Here is a 24,047-nt window from a genome sequence, read left to right on the forward strand (position 1 = left end):
CTTGCGCGCCTCCGGTTTCGGTCAGTCCTCGGCCGGCTTGCTCTGGAGCTGGCAGTAGTTCTGGATGCCCATACGTTCGATCATGTCGAACTGCTTCTCGAGGAAGTCGACGTGTTCTTCCTCGCTTTCGAGAATGCGGGCGAAAATCTCGCGGCTGACGAAGTCCCGCACGGTTTCGCAGTGTGCGATCGCATCCCGGAGCAGGGGGATGGCATCGTATTCCAGCGCGAGATCGGCCTTGAGCACTTCCTCGACGCTTTCGCCGATGCGCAGCTTGCCAAGCGCCTGGAAGTTGGGGAGGCCATCGAGATAGAGAATGCGATCGGCCAGCACGTCGGCGTGCTTCATCTCGTCGATCGATTCGTGGCGTTCGTACTCCGCCAGCTTCTTGATGCCCCAGTTGTCGAGCATGCGGTAGTGCAGCCAGTACTGGTTGATCGCGGTAAGCTCGTTGAAGAGCGCCTTGTTGAGATAGTCGATGACCTGCTGGTCGCCCTTCATGGGGGGATGCTCCTGAATTTGTTCGGGCGGATTATGGCCCCTCCGAACTGACAAGGCAAGCAGGCGCGCGAAAACACCCGACCGAAGCCGGGTTTGACCGCCTTGTTACAGGGTCAGGCTGCCGCGCTCAGTGGCGCGTTGGCGGTTGCCGATTCCTCGGCGATAATATCTTCGGCTTCGTCCAGGCACTGTCCGCACTGCGGCGCATGTCCGAGAGCCCCGTAAAGCGCCGTGGCATCGCCGCGGCAGCAGCGGGCAACGGTACGCAGGTCGGTCTCACGAATGGCATTGCAGATGCAGACGTACATGATGCGAATCCTCTTGGGAGACCATCATATGCAAATGCAAATGGATCGCAATAGCGTTCTTCATTTGCCTTTCAAGCCGTTGCGGGGAGGCGATTTTTCAACCGTTTTTGCAGTACGAGAGCCCTCCAGAGCAGCTCCAGCGGGCCTCTTTGGAAGCGACTCAGCCACAATTCGCTCCATCCCAGCATGGCCGCGCATCCAATCGCCACGAAGAGCCATTGGCCCAGCGGACCGACCTGTCCGTAAAGCCCCAGCCCCCATCCGTAGAACAGCCAGCACATCAGCAGGCTGGTCCCGATATAGTTGCTGAAGGCGACGCGCCCTGTCGCCATGAGCCGTCTTCCCAGGCCGGTGCGGGTCAGGCGCGGAGCGGCCAGTATCAGCAGGGATGCGTAGCCCAGCGCCGTCAGCAGGTGCGGCACGAACAGTCCTTCGCCCAGCAGCGCGGCCATGGCGATCGGCGGGAAGTGCCGGGACCAGCTCCACCAGAGAACGGCGCTCGTGAGAGCGAGGCCGGTCGCGCCAGCGCCAAGGCCCAGCGCGCATATCCTGCGGCGGGGCCATGTGCCGGAGAAGAAGCCGCCGCGAAGCAGCACGACGCCGATGAGCATGAGCGGCAGCACTTCGCTCCAGGCGTGGGCCGTCATCCGGAACAGCCAGAACGGATCGCCGCGCAGCTTGGTCAGCGCGATATCGGTGAAGTCCGAGTGGTACAGGAGGGCCTGCGCCGCGACATTCTGGCGGTAGAGCTCCAGCCGCGCGAAGACGTCCTGTTGCTGGGAGAGGCTGGCGGTTCCCAGCCTTACTGCTTCTTCTGCGCGAACGAGCGGGAGCGTGGACCAGAAGTCGATGGCCATGGCGGTGAGGGAAATACCTGCGGCAATGCCGAGCAGAACAGGGCCGGAAAGGCGCCGCAGGAACAGGAGGGCAAGGCCGCAGCAGGCGTAGACGAACAGGATGTCGCCCCACCAGAGCAGCAGGTAATGCAGGGTGCCGAATACCATGAGCCATGACAGGCGGCGCACCTGGATCACGTCGCCGTCGCGTCCTGCCGTATCCATGCGTTCGCATTGCAGGGCGATCCCGGCGCCGAACAGCATGGCAAAGAGTGCCCGCATCTTTCCTTCGAAGAACAGGAATCCGAAGCCCCACGCGGCTTCGTTGGCGAAGTTGCTTGGGGAAGGAAAGTCCGGCGATAATGTGCCGATGGCAGGCCCGGCAAAGCCGGACACGTTTATCGCGAGAATGCCGAGAATGGCTACGCCGCGGATCAGGTCGAGCGTGACGATGCGGCCGCCGCCGGGTGCGGGCGGTGTTTCGGGCGCACGGTGGACTGCACGGGCATGTTCGCCCGTGATCGTTTTCGGCATTCCTCATTCTCCCGGCCGGGAGAGTAAGCGATCAACCGTTTCGAGTCGACGGTGAGCCGAAGACTACGAGGTGACGATGCATTCCTTGCCCGAAGCCCTGAGCGCCCCGCAGGCCTTTTCCGCCTGTGCCTTGCTGGAAAAACCGGTGGCATAGAGTTTTGTCAGCTTGCCTGCGGGCACCAGTTGGCGCCGGCTTCCTGCCATTTCCGGGCGGCCTGAAATGGAGGCCCAGAGTTTTTCGGCATTGCCGGACACGCCAAAGGCGCCAAGCTGGAGCCGCCAGGAGCCACCGGCCGCGGCGGCCGGTGAAGTTTGTGGTTTCGGAGCTGGCGCTTTCGGAGCCGGCGCTTTCGGCGGCTGGGCCTTTACGGGCTCGGCCTTGGGCACCGGAGTTGCGGCGGCGATGCGCGATGGCGTGGAGGTGGCGGCCGGGCGGGGTGACGGGGCGAGCGTATAGTCCGCACCGGCATTGGCGGGTCCGTTCACCGCAGCCACCCTGGGAAGCGTGGGCGTGGGCGCAGCGCGCGCCGGGCTGCCAAGTTCGGCGCCCGCCGTCTGCCTGGCGCGATTCGCCTCGGCCTCACTGGAAAGCTGGGCGGCGAGCTGGACGCTTTTCTGGCGATCTTCCAGCGGGATATGCTCATCCATTTGCGCCAGCGCATTGGCGGCCTGGGGCAGTCCGGCTTGCCGGGCAAGGCTGACGAGCGCGTAAGCCCGGACCCAGTCCTTCGTCGCGACATCCCCGTTGAAATGCGCAACGCCGAGAATGTATTCCGCCCGTGCATCGCCCCTCGCGGCGGACGCCTCCAGATAGGGAAGGGCCTTCTGGCGCTCGCCCCGCTGGAACAGCATGAGCCCGTAAGTGTCGGCCGCCTGGATGTGGCCCTTGGCCGCTGCCTTGCCGTAGAGATCCTCTGCCTTGGCCGGATCGAGCGGAACGCCGCGGCCCATCTTGTAGGCCTGCGCCAGGTTGAATTCGGCGTCGGCGTCACCCTTGTCGGCAAGGGGTTTCCACTGCTGGACGGCGGCCTGGTAGTTCCCGGCGGACCAGGCATCGACTCCGGCCTTCACATCGGCCAGCGCCGGTGTGAAGGCGATTCCCGCCAGTGTGCAGCCGCACAGGCCGAGCCGAAGGGAGCGTAGATTTTTCCGCACGTTGCTTTGGCCCCAATTTCGTCGCCGGGTCCCGGTCATGGTAAGCGAAGGTGTTCGCCGTTCCATCCGAAGATCCTGGAAAATGCCCATGTAAGGGCGAAAGTCGCGTTAACCTCGATGGTAAAATAAATGTTGCGGCCGCGTCTGCCCCACCGCGGCCAACGGGGCGGACGCGGCATGGGAGAGGCCGGAACGGTCCCTCGGGATTAACCCTAAATTAGGAACGATCTGCGATCCAGCCTCTTGTGGGTCGCCGATTTTTTCCGGCGGCGTCCTCGGGGGGTAACGGCTTTGCGCGTACTGGCATTGGCATCGCAGAAGGGTGGTTCGGGCAAGACCACGCTTTCCGGTCATCTCGCCGTGCAGGCGCAGCGTGCCGGAGCTGGCCCCGTCGTCCTCATCGATATCGACCCGCAGGGCTCGCTTGCCGACTGGTGGAACGAGCGCGAGGCCGAATATCCCGCTTTCGCCCAGACTACCGTGGCCCGTCTCGCCGGCGATTTGCAGGTGCTGCGCCAGCAGGGCTTCAAGCTCGCCGTGATCGATACGCCGCCGGCGATCACCATGGCGATCCAGAGCGTCATTTCGGTGTCCGAACTAATCGTGGTGCCGACACGCCCCAGCCCGCACGACCTGCGCGCTGTAGGGGCGACCGTCGACTTGTGCGAACGTTCCGGCAAACCGCTGATCTTTGTCGTCAATGCGGCCACGCCCAAGGCCCGCATCACTGCCGAGGCTGCCGTCGCGCTGTCGCAGCACGGGACGGTCGCGCCGGTCACGCTGCACCAGCGGACGGACTTCGCCGCCTCGATGATCGATGGCCGCACGGTCATGGAAGTCGATCCCAACGGGCGCTCGGCACAGGAAGTGACGGCGCTGTGGAACTACGTTTCCGACCGTCTCGAACGCAATTTCCGCCGCACCGTCTTTTCCGCGCCCCAGCTTGCCGGACAGACGGCCACGCCCGGTGCGCCTCGTCCCGTCGGTGGCTTCGGCCGCCGTGTTGCAGGGTCCTGACGATGACCGGAATGAGCGAACACGGCTTTGCCTCGCTGACGCCGGGCCTGCTTGCCCGCAAGGGCCGCGCCCGCCCGGCGATGCGCCGTCAGGACGCGGCGAACTTCGGAATCGGCGGATTTCCGGTCGATACCGCACGTATCGAGGATCTCGGCTGGAACGACTGGGGCCAGAGCGAGGGCGCTCGGAACGATCCGGAGCGGTGCGATCGGGAACTTGCTGGTCTGCCGGAAACGGCGCCGCTGCCCGGTCCGAGCACCGAACTGCCTGCCAGCGCGCCGGTGCCTGACGTGGTCCGCCAGATCGAGGCGATCTCCGAGCGCATGAATCGCGGCGCCCTGCCGACGCGTTCGTCCGGGCTGGAAGGTCGCCGCGCGGCCTTCACGCTGCGTCTTGATGCGGAACGTCACTTCCGGCTCAGGATGGCCGGTGTGCTGCTGAACCGCAGCGCGCAAGTCCTCGTGACCGAGGCGCTCGACAAGTTCCTCTCCGAAATGCCGGAAATCGCGCCGCTGACCGTCACGGTCGGCGGGCGAGGTTGATGCCGGGCCAAAGGGTCGATCCGATGAACCGCCTCAACATTCGTGCCCGCAATGCCGGACTTGCCGTCTGCACCGCGATGGCCGCGGCGCTTCTTGTGAGCTGCGCGGGGCAGATGCCGCTGGCGGCGACCGGAGCGACTGCCATTTCAGGTGACGCCGAGGCCGGTCGGAGCGCCGACAGGGATCTCGCCCGTGCCGAACAGCGCGTGGCCCGCTCCCCGCGCGATGGTTCGGCCCGTGCTGCACTGGCGCAGGCCTATCTTTCCGCGGGTCGGTTCGATTCGGCGGCGACCACGTTCGAGGATGCCGTTTCGCTGGGCGACCAGAGCCCCCGGACGGGGCTCGGCACCGCGCTTGCCTATATTGGCGCAGGGCGCTCCGCCGAAGCGACGGCAGTGCTGGCACGCCTTCACGACCGGATTCCCGCCAGCGACTATGGCCTTGCCATCTCGCTTGCAGGGCAACCCGCCGAAGGCGTCGCCGTGTTGACCGACGTCGTGCGCGGCGGCGAGAATACACCCAAGGCCCGCCAGAACCTCGCCTATGCCTATGCGCTTGACGGGCGTTGGAGCGAAGCTCGCCTGATCGCTTCGCAGGACGTTCCGGCGGACCAGCTCGATGCGCGCCTCGGCCAGTGGGCTGCCGCCGCGCGGCCCGACCAGTCCCGCGCCCGCATCGCCGGCCTTATCGGCGCACCGCTGCGCAGCGATCCGGGGCAACCGGCCATGCTTGCGCTCGATACGCCTGCGGGCAACGTCCAGATGGCGCGTGTGGAAGCGCCCGAACCGGCGCCTGCCGCACCGACCGGCGAATTGCCGCCCGTCCAGACCGGCGAGAGCTTCTGGGGCACCAGCCGTACCGCCGAAGCGGCACCCGCACCGGTGGCCATGCCTGCCGCGCCGGTTCGGATGGCTGCCGCGAATCCCGCTCCGGTCCGCAAGGCAGTGCCTTCTCGCAAGCCGCAGACTGTGAGCTCAACCCAGGCTACGCATCTTGTCCAGCTCGGTTCCTTCCGCACGATGGACGGTGCCCGCCGCGCCTGGGGGATCATCCAGTCCCGCAATCCCGCGCTCAAAGGCCACGGTCTTCGCATTACCGAGGCGAAAGTGAACGGGCAGACCTATTACCGCGTCGCGGCCGAAGGCTTCGACCAGCGCGCCGCCCAGTCGGTATGTTCCAGCGTGCGACAGGGCGGCAATCCCTGTCTCGCCTATGCCCAGCAGCGGCCGCTGCCGGGCGGCGTCGGCACCAACCAGATGCGCCGCGCCGAGCTTTAGAGTTTCCGCGAGGCCCTGGCCTCGCACCTGAGTTCCATGTGAACTAAACGGCTCCTGTCTTCGGACAGGAGCCGTCTTTTTTTGGTTTCAGGGGAATTGGGGGCAGGGGCCTAAGCAGATACTTGGGGCCCGCCTATCCCTTACTTCGCCTTCACGGCAACGCCGCCCTTGAACAGCGCCAGCACGCGGCCCTGCACGGGTTGCTTGTCGAACGGGGTGTTTCCGGCAGCGGCCGCCATCTTGTCCGAATCGACGATCCACGGCCGGTCTGCATCGACGATCGCAATATCCGCTTCGGCCCCGATTTCCAGCTTGCCCGCATTGACGCCGAGGAGCCTTGCCGGATTGGTCGCGATCAGTTCGAAGGCGCGCGAGAGCGAGATCACACCGTCGCGCACGAGATTCATCGTCAGCGGCAGCAGGGTTTCGGCGCCGGCCATGCCGGGGGCGGAATCCGCGAAGGGCAGGCGCTTGTCCTCGGGGCCGCGGGGGTCGTGGCCGGAGGCGATCACGTCGATCGTACCGTCGCCGATCGCGGCGATCACGGCCTTGCGGTCGTCTTCCGAGCGCAGCGGGGGCGAGAGGTGCGCGAAAGTCCGGAAGCCCGCCAGCGCGAGGTCGGAGAGCATGAAGTAGGCGGGCGTGACACCCGCCGTGACCCTGAGCCCGCGATCCTTCGCACGGCGCACGAGGTCGAGGCCCCGGGCGGTCGTGACCTTGCGGAAGTGGATCGCGGCGCCCGCCAGTTCGGCAAGGGCGATATCGCGCGAAATGGCGATGGCTTCGGCTTCGGCAGGCGCGGAGGGCAGGCCGAGGCGGGTTGCCATCTCGCCCGAGGTGGCAACGGCTTTGCCCGTGATCCCGGCATCTTCCGGGTGCGAGAGCACGACCATGCCAAGCATGCCGGTATACTGGAGCAGACGGAGCATCGTGCCCGAATCGCCGATCCATTGGCGGCCGGTGGTCACGGCCTTCGCACCGGCGTCACGCATCAGGGCGATTTCGGCAAGCGCCTTGCCTTCAAGGTTCTGCGTCGCGGCGGCGAGCGGGTGGACCCAGAGGTCCGGCTTGCCCGACTGGGCCGCGAAGCGAACACGCGCCGGCACGTCGAGCGGCGGGTTCTGGTCCGGCATCAGTGCGGCGCGGGTGATCCCGCCGAAATGGAAGGCGGGCTTGTCGATGGCAAAGACGCCGATATCGACGAGGCCGGGAGCGATCAACTTGCCGCGGGCGTCGTGAACTTCGTCGCCGGGTTGCGGGGCGACGTCGGCGCCGAGGGCGGTGATGAAGCCGCCTTCGCTGCGCAGCGCGCCGGCGGTTACGGTGCCATCGGGCAGGATCAGCTTGCCGCCGGTCACGGTCAGGGGCGCGTTGTTGCTCATGCCCAGCCCTCCACACCGCGTGCCCGTCTGGTCAGAACTTCCAGGCAGGCCATGCGCATGGCGACGCCCATTTCCACCTGGGTGGTGATCTGCGAGCGGCCGACGAGGTCGGCGACATTGCTGTCGATCTCGATGCCGCGGTTCATCGGGCCGGGGTGCATGACGAGGGCATTGCCTTCCGCTTTGGCAAGACGATCGAGCGAGAGGCCGTAGAGGTGGCGATATTCGCGGGGCGAGGGGATGAACTGGCCTTCCATGCGTTCGAGCTGGAGGCGCAGCATCATCACCACGTCGGCACCTTTCAGCGCCGCGTCGAAATCGTGGAAGACCTTGACGTTCATTCGCTCGATATCGGCGGGCAGCAGGGCGGGCGGCGCGCAGACGCGCACCTCGGCACCCAGTGAATTGAGCGAGAGGATGTTGGAACGGGCAACGCGGCTGTGCAGGATGTCGCCGCAGATCGTTACGCGCAGGCCGTTGAAGGCGCGCTTGGCCTGGCGGATCGTCAGCGCGTCGAGCAGGGCCTGGGTGGGGTGCTCGTGCTGGCCGTCTCCGGCGTTGAGCACGGGGCAATCCATGAGATCCGAGATAAGATGCACCGCGCCCGAGCTGGCGTGGCGGATGACGATGGCATCGGCGCGCATGGAGTTGAGGGTCATCGCCGTGTCGATCAGGGTTTCGCCCTTCTTCACGCTGGACGTGGCGACCGCCATGTTCACGACATCGGCGCCCAGGCGCTTTCCGGCGATCTCGAAGCTCAGCAGCGTACGCGTCGAGTTTTCGAAGAAGGCGTTGATGATCGTCAGGCCGGAAAGCAGGTCCCGGCGCTTCTGCGTGCCCCGATTGAGATCGACCCATTGCTGGGCCTCGTCAAGCAGGAACATGATCTCATGCGGGGCGAGCCCGCCGATGCCCACGAGGCTGCGATGCGGGAAGGCTGCGGAGCCTTCCGGGTAAATGAATTCTGGTGCTGTCATCGAAGACAAGGCCTTAGGCTCGGGTGGGGGTGGGCTCAAGGTGTATTTTGGGTCGGCGGGCTATCTCTTGGGTACAGCGGCCTTGCTTGCGGGTTTGGCACGGACGGGAACTTGGGCGGTATCGGTTCCTTCCCTTTCGCTTGCTCTGGCCGCGCCGCCGTTCGGGCGTTATGGCATGGGGATCGAAAGGCTGGTGAATTCATGACGTTCGCGCGCAAGATCTGGAAACTGCTGGTGGGCGTGAAGGATGCCCTGGCGTTGATTTTCCTGCTGTTGTTCTTCGCGCTGCTCTATGCTGCGCTCACCGCACGGCCTTCGGCGGGCAAGATCGAGAACGGCGCGCTGCTCCTCGAACTCGACGGGAACATCGTCGAGGAGAAGAGCAACATCGATCCGCTCAAGCTGCTGATGAGCACCGAGGCACCTGCCGGAGAGTATCAGGCGCGCGATATCGAACGCGCGTTGACGCTGGCGGCAACGGATTCGCGGATCAAGGTGGTCGTGCTCGATCTGTCGCGCTTCCTCGGGGGCGGCATGGTGCACATCGAGGAGATCGGAAAGTCGCTCGACGCGGTGCGAAAGGCCGGCAAGCCGGTGCTCGCATTCGCCAATGCCTATGCCGATGACGGCGTCCAGCTGGCGGCCCATGCCAGCGAGGTCTGGGTCGATCCGATGGGCGGTGCCTTCGTCGCCGGGCCGGGTGGGAACCACCTCTACTTCAAGGGCCTGATCGACCGCTTCAAGGTCAACGCCCATGTCTACCGCGCCGGCACCTACAAGAGCTTCGTTGAACCCTATATCCGCAGCGACATGTCGCCCGCCGCGCGTGAGGCCTATCAGGATATCTACGGTGCGCTTTGGAGCGGCTACAAGGCCGACATCGCGCGCGCCCGTCCGCAGGCCCGGCTTGACCAGATGACCGGCGATCCGATCGCCTGGGCCAAGGCCTCGGGCGGCGATTTCGCACAGGGCGCCAAGGCTTCGGGTCTGGTCGACCGTATCGGCGACCGTACCGAGTTCGAGAACCGGGTCGCCGAAATCGCGGGCAAGGACGAAAACGGCGACTTGCCTTACAAGGCAACCCGCCTTCAGCCGTGGCTCGCTGCGAATCCCGAGAAGGGTGAGGGCGCCAAAATCGGTGTCGTCACCATCGCGGGCGAGATCGTCGATGGCGATGCCGGACCGGGACAGGCCGGGGGCGACCGTATCGCCGACCTGCTGGACGACAATATCGACGAGGGCTTCAAGGCACTTGTTGTCAGGGTCGATTCGCCGGGCGGCTCGGCCATGGCGGCTGAGCGGATTCGCCGCGCGATCGAGCGCTACAAGGCGCGCAAGATCCCGATCGTCGTATCGATGGGCAACATGGCGGCCAGCGGCGGCTACTGGGTCGCGACGCCCGGCCAGCAGATTTTCGCGCAGCCCGAAACGATCACGGGCTCCATCGGCGTCTTCGCGGTCGTGACCAGCTTCGAGAAGACGCTGGCGGACTACGGCGTGACGAGCGACGGGGTGACGACCACGCCGCTTTCCGGCCAGCCTGATGTTTTCGCGGGCCTCACGCCCGAGGTCGAAGGGATGTTGCAGGCCTCGATCGAGAGCACTTATCGCAAGTTCGTCGGCCTTTCCGCCGCCGCCCGCAAGACGACGCCGGAAAAACTTGACGCGATCGCGCAGGGGCGGGTCTGGCCGGGCGAGGAGGCGCGCCGCATCGGTCTGGTCGACAAGATCGGCAATCTCGATGCGGCCCTTGCAGAGGCAGCGCGCCTTGGCGGTGTCGGCAACGGCAAGTTCCAGGCCGTCTACCTCAAGGGCGAGGAGGATTCGATCACCCGCTTCGTCAATGGCCTGACCTCGAAGCCGCAGCAGGCGCGGCTGGGCGGAATGGGCGCCTACGATTTCGCCAGCCTGGTTTCCCTGCGCCGGGACCAGCAGGCGGACCGGGCCATGCAGCAACTGACCGCGATGCTCTCTACCCGGGGCGCGCAGGCCTATTGCCTGGAATGCCCGGTGGTGACGGGCTCGGCACAGCCGCGGGGCGCGAAAGCTATCTCCCTTCTGGAGACGTTCTCGCGCCTTGCCGGGCGCGACTGAGGTTCAGTCCGGAGGAGGCATTTCGATCGGCCCGGTTTCGGGCCGGTCGAAATCCGGACCGGTTTCGGGGATCTCGGTGGGTGCGTCCGGCTCGCCGGGGTCGGCCGGGGGCACAGGCGTTTCCGGCGGGGTGTCACCGGGATTGTCGGCTGGTTGCGTGGCCATCGATTACCTCTCATTTCTGCACTGTTCCATCCAAGGTGGGCAGCGTGCAGGGCAGGGGCAAGACGGCGGAAGACGGGGTGGCGGCAATCCATCCCGCAGCGGGAACGCCGCAACGGACTTGCACATAGCGCGACTCGCGGCGCTTGCCCTTTTCCGCGTGTCCTTATAAGGGCACGTCCCTTGAGTTTCAGGCTTGATCTTTGCGGGCGTGGCGGAATGGTAGACGCGCTGGTTTTAGGTACCAGTATCGAAAGATGTGGGGGTTCGAGTCCCTTCGCCCGCACCATTACGCCGCCCTGGGGGAGATAAGTCGCGAGAATTGGCCCGTAAGGCCCGTTGAATTGCACAGGAAGGCATTTGAAATGCAGATCGTCGAAACCACCAACGAAGGCCTGAAGCGCGCCTACACGGTGACCATTCCCGCCACGACCATCACGGCCCGTGTCGAAGGCGAAATCAAGAAGATCGCCCCGCAGGTGAAGATGCCCGGCTTCCGCGCCGGCAAGGTCCCCGCCAATCTCGTCAAGAAGATGCACGGCGAAGCGATCCACCAGGACGCGCTGAACGCGGCTATCCGCGAAGCCATGGACAAGCTGGTCGCCGATCACGCCCTGCGCCCCGCGATGAACCCCGACGTCGCCCTCGGCGAGGGTTACGAGCAGGGCAAGGACGCCGAGCTGACCGTCAGCCTCGAAATCCTCCCCACGATCGCAGCCCCCTCGCTTGACGGCCTCAAGCTCGAGAAGCTGGTCGTGCCCGTCGCTGAAGACGCCGTGACCGAAGCGGTCGAGCGCATTGCCTCGCAGCAGCAGCGTTTCGAAACCAAGGACGGCGCGGCTGAAGACGGCGATCAGGTCATCATCGACTTCACCGGCAAGCTCGACGGCGTCGAGTTCGAAGGCGGCAAGGCCGAGAAGGCTCCGCTGGTCATCGGCGCCGGTCGTTTCATCCCCGGCTTCGAAGAGCAGCTCGCAGGCATCAAGGCCGGCGAAGAGCGCGTCATCACCGTGACCTTCCCCGAGGACTACCAGGCTCCGAACCTTGCCGGCAAGGAAACCACCTTCGACATCGTGGCGCACGAAGTGAAGGCTCCCGCCGAAAGCAAGATCGACGACGATTTCGCCAAGGAACTGGGTCTTGAGAGCCTTGAGCAGCTCCAGGGCCTGCTCAAGGGCCAGCTCGAGCAGGAAACTGCCGGCCTTACCCGCACCGCGATGAAGCGTCAGCTTCTCGACCAGCTTGCCGCCGGCCACGACTTCGACGTGCCGCCGACCATGGTGGAAGCCGAATTCGCGCAGATCTGGCAGCAGCTCACGCACGAAGCCAGCCACGAGGAAGACCCGGAAGCCGCTCTCGCCGAGATCGAGGCCGAGAAGGACGACTACCGCAAGATCGCCGAGCGCCGCGTGCGTCTTGGCCTGCTCCTGTCGGAAATCGGCCAGTCCAACGGCGTCGAAGTGACCGCGCAGGAAATGCAGATGCTCGTCGGCCAGGCTGCCCAGCAGTATCGCCCGGAAGATCGTCAGCGCTTCTTCGAATATGTCCAGCAGGACCCGATGATGGCCGCCCAGCTGCGCGCGCCGCTTTACGAAGACAAGGTCGTCGATTTCCTGATCGAGAAGGCCGAAGTCACCGAGCGTGAAGTGACCCGCGACGAGCTCCAGGCCGCCATCGAGGCCGACACCGACGGCGAAAAGACGGTCGAAGCCAAGAAGCCGGCCAAGAAGGCTCCGGCGAAGAAGGCTGCTGCCAAGAAGGAAGAGGCCGCCGAGGAAGCTCCTGCTGCCGAGGAAAAGCCGAAGAAGGCTCCCGCCAAGAAGGCCGCTGCCAAGAAGGATGAGGCTGCCGAAGCCGATGCCGAGGCAAAGCCGGCCAAGAAGGCTCCGGCCAAGAAGAAGGCTGCCGCCAAGGAGGATTGATCTCCTTTCGGCTTGATTTCGTGAAGCGGCCCGGCGCAGGAGATGCGCCGGGCCGTTTTTCGTATGGCCGATGCCTTCCCATCCCGCCCGCCTGCCTGCCGCGTGAGGACGTTATCCCACATCCATCCGCGTTAGATCGTTAAAGCCCTTGAACATCGGCGATGGGCACGCGACATAGGCGGTCCAAACCAGAAGAGGACTCCCATGCTCGACCTGTTTGGCGCCACGGGCGCCCAAGGAAAGTTCACTACCGATCCCGTGACCGGCGCGCTGGTGCCGATGGTCGTCGAGCAGACCAGCCGCGGTGAGCGCAGCTTCGACATCTACTCGCGCCTCCTGCGCGAACGCATCGTCTTCATCACCGGCCAGGTCGAAGACCACATGGCGTCGCTGATCGTCGCGCAGCTCCTGTTCCTCGAGTCGGAAAATCCCTCGAAGGACATCTCGATGTACATCAATTCGCCGGGCGGCGTCGTTACGGCGGGCATGGCGATCCACGACACGATGCAGTACATCAAGCCGCGCGTGTCGACCGTGTGCATCGGCCAGGCCGCCTCGATGGGCAGCTTCCTGCTGGCCGCCGGCGAGCCCGGCATGCGTATCGCGCTGCCGAATGCCCGCATCATGGTGCACCAGCCCTCGGGCGGCGCGCAGGGCATGGCTTCGGATATCGAGATCCAGGCGCGCGAAATCCTGCGGATGCGCAAGCGCCTGAACGATCTCTACGTGAAGTACACCGGCAAGTCGCTCGACGAGATCGAGAAGGCGATGGACCGCGACACCTTCCTCGAAGCCGAGGAAGCGCTGGCGTTCGGCCTCGTCGACAAGGTCTTCGAAACGCGCCCTGATGGCGACAAGCCGGCCGACGCCTGAGCATGACCGGAAGGGTGGGGTCTTCGAACCCCGCCCTTCAGTCCTCTTGAAGGATTACGGGGGCAAGGGAATCGGCCTAGGATTGCAAAACCGGTCCGGAGCAGGGTAGACTGGACGAGTCGCCTCGAACGGGCCTAAAGACGGAAAATGACGAAATTGAGCGGATCTGACGCGAAAAGCACCCTCTACTGCAGCTTCTGCGGCAAGTCGCAGCACGAAGTGCGCAAGCTGATCGCGGGACCCACGGTCTTCATCTGCGACGAATGCGTCGAGCTTTGCAACGACATCATTCGCGAAGAGACCAAGGCCGGGATCGCGGGCAAGAAGGACGGCGGCGTGCCGTCTCCCCGCGAAATCTGCGAGACGCTGAACGACTACGTGATCGGGCAGGAACGTGCCAAGCGCGTTCTGTCGGTAGCGGTGCACAACCACTACAAGCGGCTGAAGCACAGCGGCAAGCAGGGCGACGTGGAACTTTCCAAGTCGAACATCCTGCTCGTCGGGCCGACCGGTTCGGGCAAGACGCTGCTCGCGCAGACGCTCGCCAAGACGTTCGACGTGCCCTTCACCATGGCCGACGCCACCACGCTGACCGAAGCCGGTTACGTGGGCGAGGACGTGGAGAACATCATCCTCAAGCTGCTCCAGGCTTCCGACTACAACGTCGAGAAGGCGCAGCACGGCATCGTCTACATCGACGAAATCGACAAGATCAGCCGCAAGGCCGAGAATCCGTCGATCACGCGCGACGTTTCGGGCGAAGGCGTGCAGCAGGCGCTGCTCAAGCTGATGGAAGGCACCACCGCTTCGGTTCCGCCGCAGGGCGGCCGCAAGCACCCGCAGCAGGAATTCCTGCAGGTGGACACGACCAACATCCTGTTCATCTGCGGCGGCGCCTTTGCGGGTCTTGAAAAGATCATCGCCGACCGCCTCCAGAAGCGTTCGATCGGTTTCGGCGCGCATGTCGCCGATCCGGACAAGCGCCGCGTGGGCGAACTGCTCCAGAAGGCGGAGCCGGAAGATCTGCTCAAGTTCGGCCTGATTCCCGAGTTCGTCGGCCGTCTCCCGGTCATCGCGACCCTCAACGACCTCGACATCGAGGCGCTGGTCAAGATCCTGAAGGAACCGCGCAACGCTCTCATCAAGCAGTACGCGAAACTGTTCGACCTCGAAGAAGTCGAACTGACCTTCACGGACGAAGCGCTTGAAGCGATTGCCCAGAAGGCCATCGATCGCAAGACCGGCGCACGCGGCCTGCGCTCGATCGTGGAAGGGCTGCTGCTCGACACCATGTTCGACCTGCCGACCGAAGGCGACATCGCCGAAGTCGTTGTGGACAAGGACGTGGTCGAAGGCCGCAAGGAACCCGTTCGTGTGCTCAAGGGCGACAAGACCGAAGCGGCTGCCTGAGGCAGTCGCGATGGCTTGAACTCTTCAAGTTCAGCCCTCATGAAAAAGGCCCGTCCGGTTGTTCCGGGCGGGCCTTTTCATTGGAAATGAACCGCTGCCGTCCTTTCGGAGGGGCAGCGGGGCTGCAGATCAGCGGCTTCCCGGGGCTGGGGCCGGTGGGCCCATGCTGCCGCGGCGGCCCTGGGCCATCGCCTCGCCCTTGTTGATCGTGCGCATGACGGTACCGTCACGGGAAATCGTCATCGATTGGGTCTCCGTCGTCCGGAGCAGCCAACCCTTTTCGCTCTTCACCCAGGTATCGTGGGAGATCGAAGTCATCCCGAACGTATGCGTTTGCCCGTCGCGCCCTTCACGGGTGTCGCTGGCGACCTGCTGCTGATCGACCTCGGCAACATCGCCCTTGAGCGTGACCGACTGCACGGTAGTGGCTGATTTGCGGTCCGGGTCCACCGGAACCATCGTCAGCCCTTCGATCATCTGTTCGGCAGACATCTTGTTGCCGCCAAGATCGGTGCGTACGAAGTCGGCGGCGAGCAATGGCTTGATCTGCGCAGGCTCCCGGGAATCCATGGCGACGCGAAGTTGCTCATAGCGCGCCTCGATGTCGCCTTTGGTATCCGCCAGGGCGATGCCCGGCACGAGCGCACAGCCCAGCGCGGCGGCCAGCAGAATTCGGGAATTGGAAAGTCGGGTCATCCTGATCGTGTCCCATGTCGCGGAGGTCTATCGTCTGGAGGGACAACTCCTAATCGCCGGCCGCGTTGCCGCAATCACGATATTGTACCCGATTGTCGCGGCCCGGCTTGGCATGGGCGGCGCACCCGCGCACCCTGCCGCAAAACGAAGAGGAGGGGCCATTGACCGGGCGTATCGCCGTTTCGCGGATCATTCACACGATCCATGCGACCACCGACATCTATACATGCCGATTGCTCTACCAGGATGCACTGGGCGGGCTGGTCTTCGCGGAAAACTACTTCCCTGCCGAAGACCGCGATGCGGTGCTGCTTTACGTGACGGATCACATGGTGGAGCCGATGGCGCCGCGCCATCCGGAAGACCTGACCAAGCCCTATGCCCGGCAGGCCGCGCGGATCGGGCAGGCGTTCCATTCGTTCGAGATCAAGGTGGCGGACGGCAAGGCAGCCAGCACGGCCTTCCGCGAGGCCGGGTGCACTGTCGCCAGCGACTATGGCGTGTTCTTCTTCGTCCGTCCCGAATCGACCGGCGGCGTGCTTCTGGAAGTCTGCGAACTGCCGATGCCGAACGATCCGTGGGATCGCGGCAACTGGGACCCGCGCGTCGGGGCAGGGCACCACTGCACCGTGACGGGGCTGGACCACATCGCTTGCGTAACGAGAGACATGGCCTCGGCCCTGCATTTCTTCACCGAAATCGTCGACGGCGAAGTTCTGGAAGACACGCGGACCACGATGCCGCAGCCGGCGCGGCGCGTGCTGCTGCGCGTCGGTGACACGCGGGTCGCGTTCATCGCACCGGACGATGCGGAGGCAGGGCCGCTAGGCGCGTTTCTGGCGAAGGAGCAGAACGGCATCTACGCGCTGGTCTGGAAGATCGCCGATGAAACGCGGGCCCGGTCGCATTTCTCCGAAAAACTCAAGCTGCGCCTGACGCATTCCGGCTGCGTTTCATCCGGCTTCGCGATCGACCCAGACGATTTCCTCGGTGCGCGGCATGAATTCGTGAGCTAGACGACCGTCTCGCTCGCCAGTGCGCACGGGGAATCGAGGTCGGTTTCGATCTGGACGGTCGGGTGGCCGATGCCGAAGCGGTGCTCAAGATCATGGCTGAGGGCATGGAGGAAGCCGTCGCCTCGCTCGGCCCCCGGCATGACGAGATGCGCGGTGAGTGCGGTTTCGGTTGTGCTCATCGGCCAGACGTGAAGATCGTGGACGCGCGTCACGCCGGGCTGGCTTTCCAGGAACGTGCGGACGGCGGCGATGTCGATGCTTTCGGGCACGCCCATCATTCCCATTCGCAGCGATTCGCGCAGGAGGCCCCAGCTCGACCAGGCAATGACGGCGGTGATGATGAGCGAGGCCAGCGGGTCGACGAGCTGCCAGCCGGTGAACATGATGACGATGCCGGCGATGACCACGCCAGCCGATACGGCGGCATCGGCCATCAGGTGGACGAATGCCGCGCGCAAGTTCAGGTCGGACTTGCTGCCCTTGGCGAAGAGAAGCGCCGACAGCGCATTTACCGCGATGCCGATCGCGGCAACCACGATCATCGTCGTGCCGCCGACAGGAGCCGGTTCCGCGAAGCGCCGCACCGTTTCGACCAGGATCGCACCGATCGCGACCCACAGCAGCGCGGCGTTGGCAATTGCCGCCAGTATGGATGAACTCTTGAGGCCGTAAGTGAACCGTTCCGATGGCGGACGGGCCGCCAGCACACTGGCCGCCCAGGCGAGCAGGAGCGAGAGGACGTCGGACAGATTGTGCCCGGCGTCTGCAAGCAGTGCCATCGAGCCGCTGATGAGCCCGGCCGCGCCTTCGGCGATCACGAAGCCGACGTTCAACGCTACCGCAATTGCGAAGGCCTTCCCGGCATCCCCCGGGGCCGGGGGGGCATGGTGGTGATGCCCATGCGAATGGCCGTGACCATGCGCATGGCCATGTCCGTGGCCATGTTCATGATCGTCGTGAGCGTGGTGATTATGCGCGGTTCCCATGGCGATGGCTTCGCATGCTCAGGGCCTTATCAGCAAGCTATGACGTATCATTACACGGATCGCTCAACTCGTCCCGCTTTCGCAGCACGGACCGGGATCTGCTGTGACGTGACATTTATGCCGCACCGCAAATCGTCATATTGGCATTTAAGATATTGAATATATATGATAAAATGCTGTCTGTGACAAATTAACTCTGCTCACGTCAGAAAATTGCGCGTTGCGGATCAGAAATGAATCCCGTGCGTCAGAAGATTGTCATATTGCCCTGCTCTTAGCAGCCGCAGCAATCCTGCGGCGGGGCAACCTCTCCGCATTTTCGCGCAAACCCATTCTGAAAAGCTCAGGGGGCTAAAATGAAGTTCCAATCGATTCTCTCCACCGCGACCAGCACGCTTGCCGTTGGCGTCGCATTCCTGGCGGCTCCCGCCTTCGCCCAGTCGACCGGTTCGCAGGACTTCGATAACGAGATCGTCGTTTCCGGCAGCACCGACCGTGGCGTCGCCGGTATCGAGATCCCCGATTCTCCGAAGGCGAAGCAGGTCCTGACGCAGGAACTGATCTCGCGTGGCACCCCCGGGCAGACGATCAACGAAACGATCAACCTGATCCCCGGCGTCAACTTCCAGAACTATGACGGTTTCGGCTCTTCGGGCGGTAACCTGATGATCCGCGGTTTCGACGACACGCGCATCTCGCAGACCTTCGACGGCCTGCCGCTGAACGATACGGGCGGCTACGCGCTCTATTCGAACCAGCAGCTTGACCCCGAACTGATCGAGCAGGTCAACGTCAACCTCGGCACCACCGACGTCGACTCGCCGACCGCAGCCGCTTCGGGTTCGACGGTGAACTACCGCTCGATCAACCCTTCGGAAGACTTCGGCGCCCGCATGGTCGGCACCGTGGGCGACCAGAACAAGATGCGCGTGTTCGGCCTGATCAACACCGGCAACCTGAACTCTTCGGGTACGCGCGCCTGGTTCTCGGCTTCGAAGGACACCTACGACGCGCTCTATGGTAACTTCGGCAAGATCGACAAGACGCAGTTCAACGCGAAGATCTACCAGCCGCTCGGCAGCAACGGCGATTTCATCTCGCTGGCCGGCCACTACAACTACAACCGCAACAACATGACGTCCGACTGGACCATGACCACGGCAACCCCCTTCTCGGCCGGCGGCATTCCGCTGAACAAGAAGCAGCGCGATGCCTATGAAGTCGCGCGTTGCACCATTCCTGCAGGCGTGGCCGGCGTTACCGATACGGCCTCCAGCTGCGGTTCGGCCTGGGAATACCGTTACAACCCCTCGAAGACTGCGAACGTTCGCCTGAACTCGCGCTTCACGTTGAGCGACAAGCTGACGCTGAGCGTCGACGGTTCCTACCAGTACACTTCGGCCAACGGTGGCGGCACCGTGATCGGCTATGAAGGCACCACCACTGCTGGCCTTTCGGGCTACATCGGCGGTTCGCCCTACTTCGGCGGCGTTGACCTCAACGGCGACGGCGACATCGGTGGCGGTGACGACGTGCGTGGCGACGCAGTGCGTCTTTCCGCTCCGAGCCAGACCGAAACCAACCGTATCGGTGCCGTCGCCTCGCTGCGCTACGACATCGACGACAACAACCGCGTTCGCGTAGCCTACACCTACGACCGTGGCCGCCATCAGCAGACCGGCGAAGTCGGCTTCCTGAAGGCCAACGGCGAGGCCGTGCACTACTTCAACTCGAAGGGTGGCCTGACCGACGTGGACGGCAACATCCTTCAGAAGCGTGACCGCCTTTCCTATGCGATCCTGCATCAGGTTTCGGGCGAATACTCGGGTGACTACGTGGACAACCGTCTGCATGTCGCCGTTGGCGTGCGCGTTCCGTTCTTCCGTCGTAACCTGACGCAGAACTGCCTCACCACCAGCGTGAGCGGCAACGTGAACTGCTTCACCACCAACACGACCGACCAGCAGGCGAATCTGGACGCAAACACCAGCTTCGCTGGCCCGGACAACCGCGTGTTCAACTACAACCGCGTGCTGCCGCAGGCAGGCTTCACCTTCGACGTCGCGCCGAACGCAAGCCTGTACTTCAACTACTCGAAGGGCCTTCAGGTCCCGGGTACGGACAACCTCTATAACTCCTTCTTCTTCGACGAAGGCGTTGTTAAGCCGAAGCCCGAAACCTCGGACAACTTCGACGGCGGCGTGCGTTATCGCAGCGGCATGATCCAGGCCTCGCTCGGCGGCTGGTACACGAAGTTCTCGAACCGCCTGTCGTCGGCTTATGATCCGTCGGTTGACCGCACGACCTACACCAACCTGGGCACCGTGGACCGCTACGGCATCGACGGCACCTTCGCCGTCGCTCCGAGCACCCACTTCAAGGCCTATGTCTTCGGTTCGTACCTCTGGTCGAACATTCGCGACGACGTGGCGACCGGTGCAACCTCGGTCGCCGAGACCGGCGGCAAGATGGAAGGCGGCGTGCCGTCCTACAGCTTCGGTGGCCGTCTCGAAGGCAACTATGGTCCGCTTTCGGTCGGTACCGAGCTGAAGCGTACCGGTTCGCGCTACTACAACAGCCTGAACACCGCCGTCGTGAACAGCGCCGGCGACCAGATCTGGACTGCAAAGATCCCCGGTTACACCATTGTGAACCTCGATGCGCGTCTGGACCTCGGCTTCCTGGGCATGGGCAAGGACACCTATCTCCAGGCGAACGTGACGAACCTGTTCGACAAGTACTACATCGGTTCGTTCGACGATGCTGGCGTCGTCGCAACCAACACGACCTTCGCATACCTCGGTGCGCCGCGCACCTTCTCGGCCTCGATCAACTTCCAGTTCTGATCGAAACCACCGGGTTTGAAAACGACGGGGGAGGAAGCGCAAGCTTCCTCCCCTTTCGTTTGTGCGGTTGCCGGGCAGCATGGTCCTGAAAAGCGCCGGTGATCGGCGCGGTGCGCGTAAGCTTTCCTACATCCCTTGAGGGGCGCTATGCCTGAGCGGATGACAAAGCGCCCACTTGCTCAACTTTCGATGATGGTGGCTGGGAGAGGCTGGTGCCTTGCGTCGTATCAGCGCGCGGGAATGGCGCCTGAATCCGGCAGGCACGGGTCGTCCGGCTGCCTCACGGCGGAAGGAGAGTTTTTTATCCCAGGACTGTGTCAACCGTGTCAACCTGCGCCCTGGCCAAGGGCTTACTCGTAGACGCAGGAATCGAAGCCTTCGCGCTTCACGGTACCGATCCGTGCGGCGATGGTGTTGCCGTAGCGGCGGGTGAAGCCCGAGGGGCTTTTCACGCTGCGGGTCTTGGGGCTGGGCAGGGCGGCGGCCATGCGGCCGGCCTCGGTCGTCGTCAGGTTGGAGGCGGACTTGCCCCAATAGCGCTGGGCGCCGGCCTCTACGCCGTAAGTGCCGATTCCGGTCTCCGCGACGTTAAGATAGACCTCCATGATCCGCCGTTTGTCCCAGAGGTTCTCGATCAGGAAGGTGAACCAGACCTCGAGGCCCTTGCGCAAGTAGCGCGTCCAGCCGTCACCCTGCCAGAGGAACACGTTCTTGGCGGTTTGCTGGCTGATGGTCGAGCCGCCGCGCAGGCGCCCGCCGGTGGCGTTGCGCTCGAAAGCCTTCTCGATCGCGGCGGTGTCGAACCCGTTGTGCGTGCAGAACTTGCCGTCCTCGGCAGCGATCGCGGCGGCGACCATGTTGCGGTCTATCCGGCTGAGCGGCTGCCAGTCCTTGGTGATGCCATTGCCATCGACCAGCATCGTCACCGTCACCGGAGGGGGCACGAAGCGATAGAGTACGGTCAGCCCCACGCTGATCGCGACGAACCAGAAGACGGTCTTGGCAAGAATGCGCAGCAAAGGAAGGAAGCCCCACGTTCCGATTGTCCGGCGCGCGGGAGTGCCGCCGTCCGGGCCCTGACTAGCGAGGTTGCGCGGTGCGGGAAAGATGCCTGCGCGTTCAATCCCTCGCGTCGAATGCGGCGCGCGCGGAAGAGACCGTTTCGAGGTTGCCTTCCGCCCAGAGCCAGACACCGCAGAACGCCTCGCCCAGACTGTGCCCCAAAGGCGTGAGGCGATAATCGACGCGGGGCGGAATGACGGGGTGAACCGTGCGGTGGACGAAGCCGTCGCGCTCCATCTGGCGAAGCGTTTGCGTGAGCATCTTCTGACTGATGCCCGGCACGATGCGGGCGAGGGCAGTAAAGCGCGATTCGCCTTGTTCCTCAAGCGCTTCAAGAACCAGCAGGGTCCACTTGTCGGCGACGCGCCCGATCAATTCGTTTACGAGTGCATCGACGCCGGGTGTCGAGGAATAGCTTGTGACAGGCGGATTTTCCATTTCTTACTTTCAGGTGAGTACGGCACATTCCGGTGCCTACTTTCCAAAAGAGAGTATTGGACTACATCGCTTTTCGCAATCTCTCGTCACAGGAGCTTTCCCATGAAGATCAGCGGCAACACCATTCTTCTCAGCGGCGGCGGTACCGGCATTGGTCGTGAACTGGCCCAGCGCTGGCATGACGCGGGCAATGTCGTGATCGTGACCGGACGCACGCTAGCCAGCCTTGAGGAAACGGCAAAGGGACGGGAGAATATCCATCCGGTGGTCCTGGATGTCGCCGATCCGGAAGCGATCAGGTCGTTTGCGGCAGGCTTGCTGGCGAAATTCCCGGCGCTCAACGTGCTCGTCAACAATGCGGGCGTCATGCCGCTGGAGGATACCTCGGTCCCCCGTGATCTTTCGCGCGCCGAAGCCTGTGTCGTGACCAATCTGCTGGGCCCGATCCGCATGACCGATGCCTTCATCGGCCATCTTCGCGAACAGGCGGATGCGGCGATCGTCAATGTGAGTTCGGGTCTGGCCTTCGTTCCACTGGCTAGCGCTGCAGTTTACTCTGCGACCAAGGCGGCCATCCATTCATGGACCGATTCGCTTCGCTTTGCGCTGTCCGGGAAGGTCGAGGTGATCGAACTCGCCCCGCCTGCGGTGCAGACGGAACTGACGCCGGGGCAGTCAGACCGTGAGGGTTACATGCCGCTGGGTGCATTCATTGATGAAGTGATGGGCCTTTTCGCAAAAGTGCCAACGCCGGAGTTGATCGGTGTCGAGCGTCTCGCGTTCTTGCGAAACGCCGAAGCGGAAGGGCGCTATGCCGATACGTTCGCCGCGCTCAATTCGTCGCCGGCGTAATAATGGCCCCGCCGCCCGACTCCATCCGGGCGGCGCTACTTTGCTGGCCAGCAACCCGGACCGATGCTATGAATGGCCATGTTGCGATGCAGCATGGGTGAGAACATCTAATGCCGGTTCACTCTCTCGACCTTGCGCTGCAAGGGGGCGGCGCCCACGGTGCCTTTACCTGGGGCGTCCTGGACGCACTGCTCCAGGATGAACGTCTTCAGTTCGGTGCGGTCAGCGGTGCCAGTGCCGGTGCCATGAATGCGGCAGTGCTCGTTTCGGGTCTCGTTTCCGGCGGGCCGGAAGGAGCACGCGAACGGCTGCGTTCTTTCTGGAAGGACCTTAACCGGACAGGCCGCGAGGCAGGGCCGCTGATCCCCATGATCGAGGCCTTTCCGCAGACTTCACGCGCGATGTCTTCATGGTGGAGTACGGTTTTCGGTGATCTCGGCATGGCGCATGCCTCGCCGGAACTGGGCCGTGAAATGCAGGAGATCCTCCGCAAGGTCATCGAGGATCATGTCGATTTCGCTGCGATATCGAAGGAAGAGGCTCCGCGGATCTTCGTTTCGGCAACCCATGCCGAGAGCGGCGCGGTGCGGATCTTCCGCAATGAGGAGCTGACGGCGGACGCCTTGCTCGCTTCCGCATGTCTGCCGCTGTATTTTCCGCCGGTGACGATCGAGGGCAAGGATTACTGGGACGGTGGCTACAGCGCCAACCCGCCGCTCGTCCCGCTCGTGCGGGAAAGCCCGAACGACGACCTCCTGCTGATTACCGTCAATCCCCAGCTTCGCGACCACACTCCGCGCAATGCCGCCGCGATCGTGGACCGCATAACCGAGATCGCCTTCAACCAGTCGATGCGCAAGGAGTTGCAGGGGCTGTTCCTGCTCAAGTCGTCGATCGGGCATTACCGGGCTGGCGAGGGACTCATCGCGCAAGTGGAGCGGTTGCGCCTACATGAAATTCATGACGAGCCGACACTGGCGGCGATGCCGGCGCAGACCAAACTGCTGCCGGTGCGGCATCTTCTGCTCAAGCTGCGCGATGCGGGGGAAGCGGCGGCCAAACGCTGGTGCGAGACGTCGATCAAGCATCTCGGCAAGCAGAGCACGGTCGATCTGGCGGGGCGTTTCGGTTTCGGTCTGACCTGACCTTGCATCCGGGATC

22 protein-coding genes and 1 tRNA gene are annotated in these 24,047 nt (G+C 64.0%); 12 read left to right on the forward strand and 11 right to left on the reverse strand.

Features of this window, described 5'->3' with window-relative positions; genetic code table 11:
• Positions 1 to 21 precede the first annotated feature (21 nt).
• The 4 genes from bfr to ACXJ16_RS01655 form a co-directional block, all read right to left on the reverse strand.
• Positions 22 to 501 (reverse strand): bacterioferritin, encoded by a 480-nt coding sequence (gene bfr / locus ACXJ16_RS01640; protein ID WP_054435419.1) that lies wholly within the window; start codon positions 499 to 501, stop codon positions 22 to 24.
• A gap of 113 nt (positions 502 to 614) precedes the next feature.
• Positions 615 to 809 (reverse strand): (2Fe-2S)-binding protein, encoded by a 195-nt coding sequence (locus ACXJ16_RS01645; protein ID WP_054435417.1) that lies wholly within the window; start codon positions 807 to 809, stop codon positions 615 to 617.
• Positions 810 to 880: 71 nt separating this feature from the next.
• Positions 881 to 2,179, reverse strand: coding sequence for a DUF418 domain-containing protein (locus ACXJ16_RS01650; RefSeq protein ID WP_463921082.1), 1,299 nt, complete (start codon positions 2,177 to 2,179; stop codon positions 881 to 883).
• A gap of 63 nt (positions 2,180 to 2,242) precedes the next feature.
• Positions 2,243 to 3,334: an SPOR domain-containing protein gene (locus tag ACXJ16_RS01655; RefSeq protein ID WP_324696214.1), complete on the reverse strand. Its 1,092-nt coding sequence runs from the start codon at positions 3,332 to 3,334 to the stop codon at positions 2,243 to 2,245.
• 291 nt (positions 3,335 to 3,625) lie between these two features.
• On the opposite strand from ACXJ16_RS01655, the gene ACXJ16_RS01660 reads away from it, so the two are divergent.
• Genes ACXJ16_RS01660 through ACXJ16_RS01670 form a run of 3 tightly spaced genes read left to right on the forward strand, consistent with a single transcriptional unit; the run spans position 3,626 to position 6,170 of the window.
• Complete coding sequence (locus tag ACXJ16_RS01660; protein ID WP_132469333.1) at positions 3,626 to 4,351, forward strand: AAA family ATPase; 726 nt, start codon at positions 3,626 to 3,628, stop codon at positions 4,349 to 4,351.
• Positions 4,352 to 4,353: 2 nt separating this feature from the next.
• Entirely contained in the window at positions 4,354 to 4,893 is a 540-nt protein-coding gene (locus ACXJ16_RS01665) for a hypothetical protein (RefSeq protein ID WP_243692667.1), read from the forward strand.
• Positions 4,894 to 4,916: 23 nt separating this feature from the next.
• Entirely contained in the window at positions 4,917 to 6,170 is a 1,254-nt protein-coding gene (locus ACXJ16_RS01670; protein ID WP_463921084.1) for an SPOR domain-containing protein, read from the forward strand.
• Positions 6,171 to 6,310: 140 nt separating this feature from the next.
• Here the strand turns inward: ACXJ16_RS01670 and ACXJ16_RS01675 are convergent, their stop codons facing one another.
• Together ACXJ16_RS01675 and ACXJ16_RS01680 are read right to left on the reverse strand one after the other, a co-directional pair.
• Positions 6,311 to 7,552 (reverse strand): dihydroorotase, encoded by a 1,242-nt coding sequence (locus ACXJ16_RS01675; protein ID WP_463921086.1) that lies wholly within the window; start codon positions 7,550 to 7,552, stop codon positions 6,311 to 6,313.
• Positions 7,549 to 8,529 (reverse strand): aspartate carbamoyltransferase catalytic subunit, encoded by a 981-nt coding sequence (locus ACXJ16_RS01680; protein ID WP_054440661.1) that lies wholly within the window; start codon positions 8,527 to 8,529, stop codon positions 7,549 to 7,551. Before ACXJ16_RS01680 ends, ACXJ16_RS01675 begins: the two co-directional genes overlap by 4 nt.
• A 201-nt stretch (positions 8,530 to 8,730) precedes the next feature.
• On the opposite strand from ACXJ16_RS01680, the gene sppA reads away from it, so the two are divergent.
• Positions 8,731 to 10,623 carry a signal peptide peptidase SppA gene (gene sppA / locus ACXJ16_RS01685; protein ID WP_463921087.1) on the forward strand — a complete coding sequence of 631 codons (1,893 nt, stop codon included), beginning with the start codon at positions 8,731 to 8,733 and terminating at the stop codon, positions 10,621 to 10,623.
• Positions 10,624 to 10,626: 3 nt separating this feature from the next.
• Here the strand turns inward: sppA and ACXJ16_RS01690 are convergent, their stop codons facing one another.
• Complete coding sequence (locus ACXJ16_RS01690; RefSeq protein ID WP_165913258.1) at positions 10,627 to 10,788, reverse strand: hypothetical protein; 162 nt, start codon at positions 10,786 to 10,788, stop codon at positions 10,627 to 10,629.
• Between the two features lie 202 nt (positions 10,789 to 10,990).
• Between ACXJ16_RS01690 and ACXJ16_RS01695 the strand changes: the two genes are divergently transcribed.
• The 4 genes from ACXJ16_RS01695 (at position 10,991) to clpX (ending at position 14,990) form a co-directional block, all read left to right on the forward strand.
• Positions 10,991 to 11,074: transfer RNA gene (locus tag ACXJ16_RS01695), tRNA-Leu, on the forward strand.
• A gap of 76 nt (positions 11,075 to 11,150) precedes the next feature.
• Complete coding sequence (tig, locus tag ACXJ16_RS01700) at positions 11,151 to 12,707, forward strand: trigger factor (protein WP_054440658.1); 1,557 nt, start codon at positions 11,151 to 11,153, stop codon at positions 12,705 to 12,707.
• Positions 12,708 to 12,911: 204 nt separating this feature from the next.
• Positions 12,912 to 13,580, forward strand: coding sequence for an ATP-dependent Clp endopeptidase proteolytic subunit ClpP (gene clpP / locus ACXJ16_RS01705; RefSeq protein WP_054440656.1), 669 nt, complete (start codon positions 12,912 to 12,914; stop codon positions 13,578 to 13,580).
• A 147-nt stretch (positions 13,581 to 13,727) separates the two neighbouring features.
• Complete coding sequence (gene clpX / locus ACXJ16_RS01710; RefSeq protein WP_054440653.1) at positions 13,728 to 14,990, forward strand: ATP-dependent Clp protease ATP-binding subunit ClpX; 1,263 nt, start codon at positions 13,728 to 13,730, stop codon at positions 14,988 to 14,990.
• Between the two features lie 129 nt (positions 14,991 to 15,119).
• On the opposite strand, the gene ACXJ16_RS01715 is transcribed toward clpX, so the two are convergent.
• Positions 15,120 to 15,686 carry a nuclear transport factor 2 family protein gene (locus ACXJ16_RS01715; RefSeq protein ID WP_324696202.1) on the reverse strand — a complete coding sequence of 189 codons (567 nt, stop codon included), beginning with the start codon at positions 15,684 to 15,686 and terminating at the stop codon, positions 15,120 to 15,122.
• Between the two features lie 161 nt (positions 15,687 to 15,847).
• Between ACXJ16_RS01715 and ACXJ16_RS01720 the strand changes: the two genes are divergently transcribed.
• A complete protein-coding gene (locus ACXJ16_RS01720) occupies positions 15,848 to 16,702 on the forward strand; it encodes a VOC family protein (protein ID WP_324696200.1) in 855 nt (284 codons plus the stop codon).
• Here the strand turns inward: ACXJ16_RS01720 and ACXJ16_RS01725 are convergent.
• The gene (locus tag ACXJ16_RS01725; protein ID WP_463921090.1) at positions 16,699 to 17,688 is read right to left on the reverse strand and encodes a cation diffusion facilitator family transporter; all 990 of its coding nucleotides are present in this window, start codon (positions 17,686 to 17,688) and stop codon (positions 16,699 to 16,701) included. The genes ACXJ16_RS01720 and ACXJ16_RS01725 overlap by 4 nt on opposite strands.
• Positions 17,689 to 18,044: 356 nt before the next feature.
• Here ACXJ16_RS01725 and ACXJ16_RS01730 point away from each other — a divergent pair, with 356 nt between their 5' ends.
• Entirely contained in the window at positions 18,045 to 20,534 is a 2,490-nt protein-coding gene (locus ACXJ16_RS01730) for a TonB-dependent receptor (RefSeq protein WP_324696198.1), read from the forward strand.
• A 350-nt stretch (positions 20,535 to 20,884) separates the two neighbouring features.
• Here ACXJ16_RS01730 and mtgA read toward each other — a convergent pair whose 3' ends face one another.
• A complete protein-coding gene (mtgA, locus tag ACXJ16_RS01735) occupies positions 20,885 to 21,550 on the reverse strand; it encodes a monofunctional biosynthetic peptidoglycan transglycosylase (protein WP_054440704.1) in 666 nt (221 codons plus the stop codon).
• Between the two features lie 103 nt (positions 21,551 to 21,653).
• The gene (locus ACXJ16_RS01740; protein ID WP_454797490.1) at positions 21,654 to 22,034 is read right to left on the reverse strand and encodes a winged helix-turn-helix transcriptional regulator; all 381 of its coding nucleotides are present in this window, start codon (positions 22,032 to 22,034) and stop codon (positions 21,654 to 21,656) included.
• 102 nt (positions 22,035 to 22,136) lie between these two features.
• On the opposite strand from ACXJ16_RS01740, the gene ACXJ16_RS01745 reads away from it, so the two are divergent.
• Complete coding sequence (locus ACXJ16_RS01745) at positions 22,137 to 22,886, forward strand: SDR family oxidoreductase (protein WP_054440640.1); 750 nt, start codon at positions 22,137 to 22,139, stop codon at positions 22,884 to 22,886.
• A 110-nt stretch (positions 22,887 to 22,996) separates the two neighbouring features.
• Complete coding sequence (locus ACXJ16_RS01750; RefSeq protein ID WP_463921092.1) at positions 22,997 to 24,031, forward strand: patatin-like phospholipase family protein; 1,035 nt, start codon at positions 22,997 to 22,999, stop codon at positions 24,029 to 24,031.
• Positions 24,032 to 24,047: the final 16 nt, after the last annotated feature.

This window comes from Novosphingobium sp. TK71 (genome assembly GCF_055361505.1).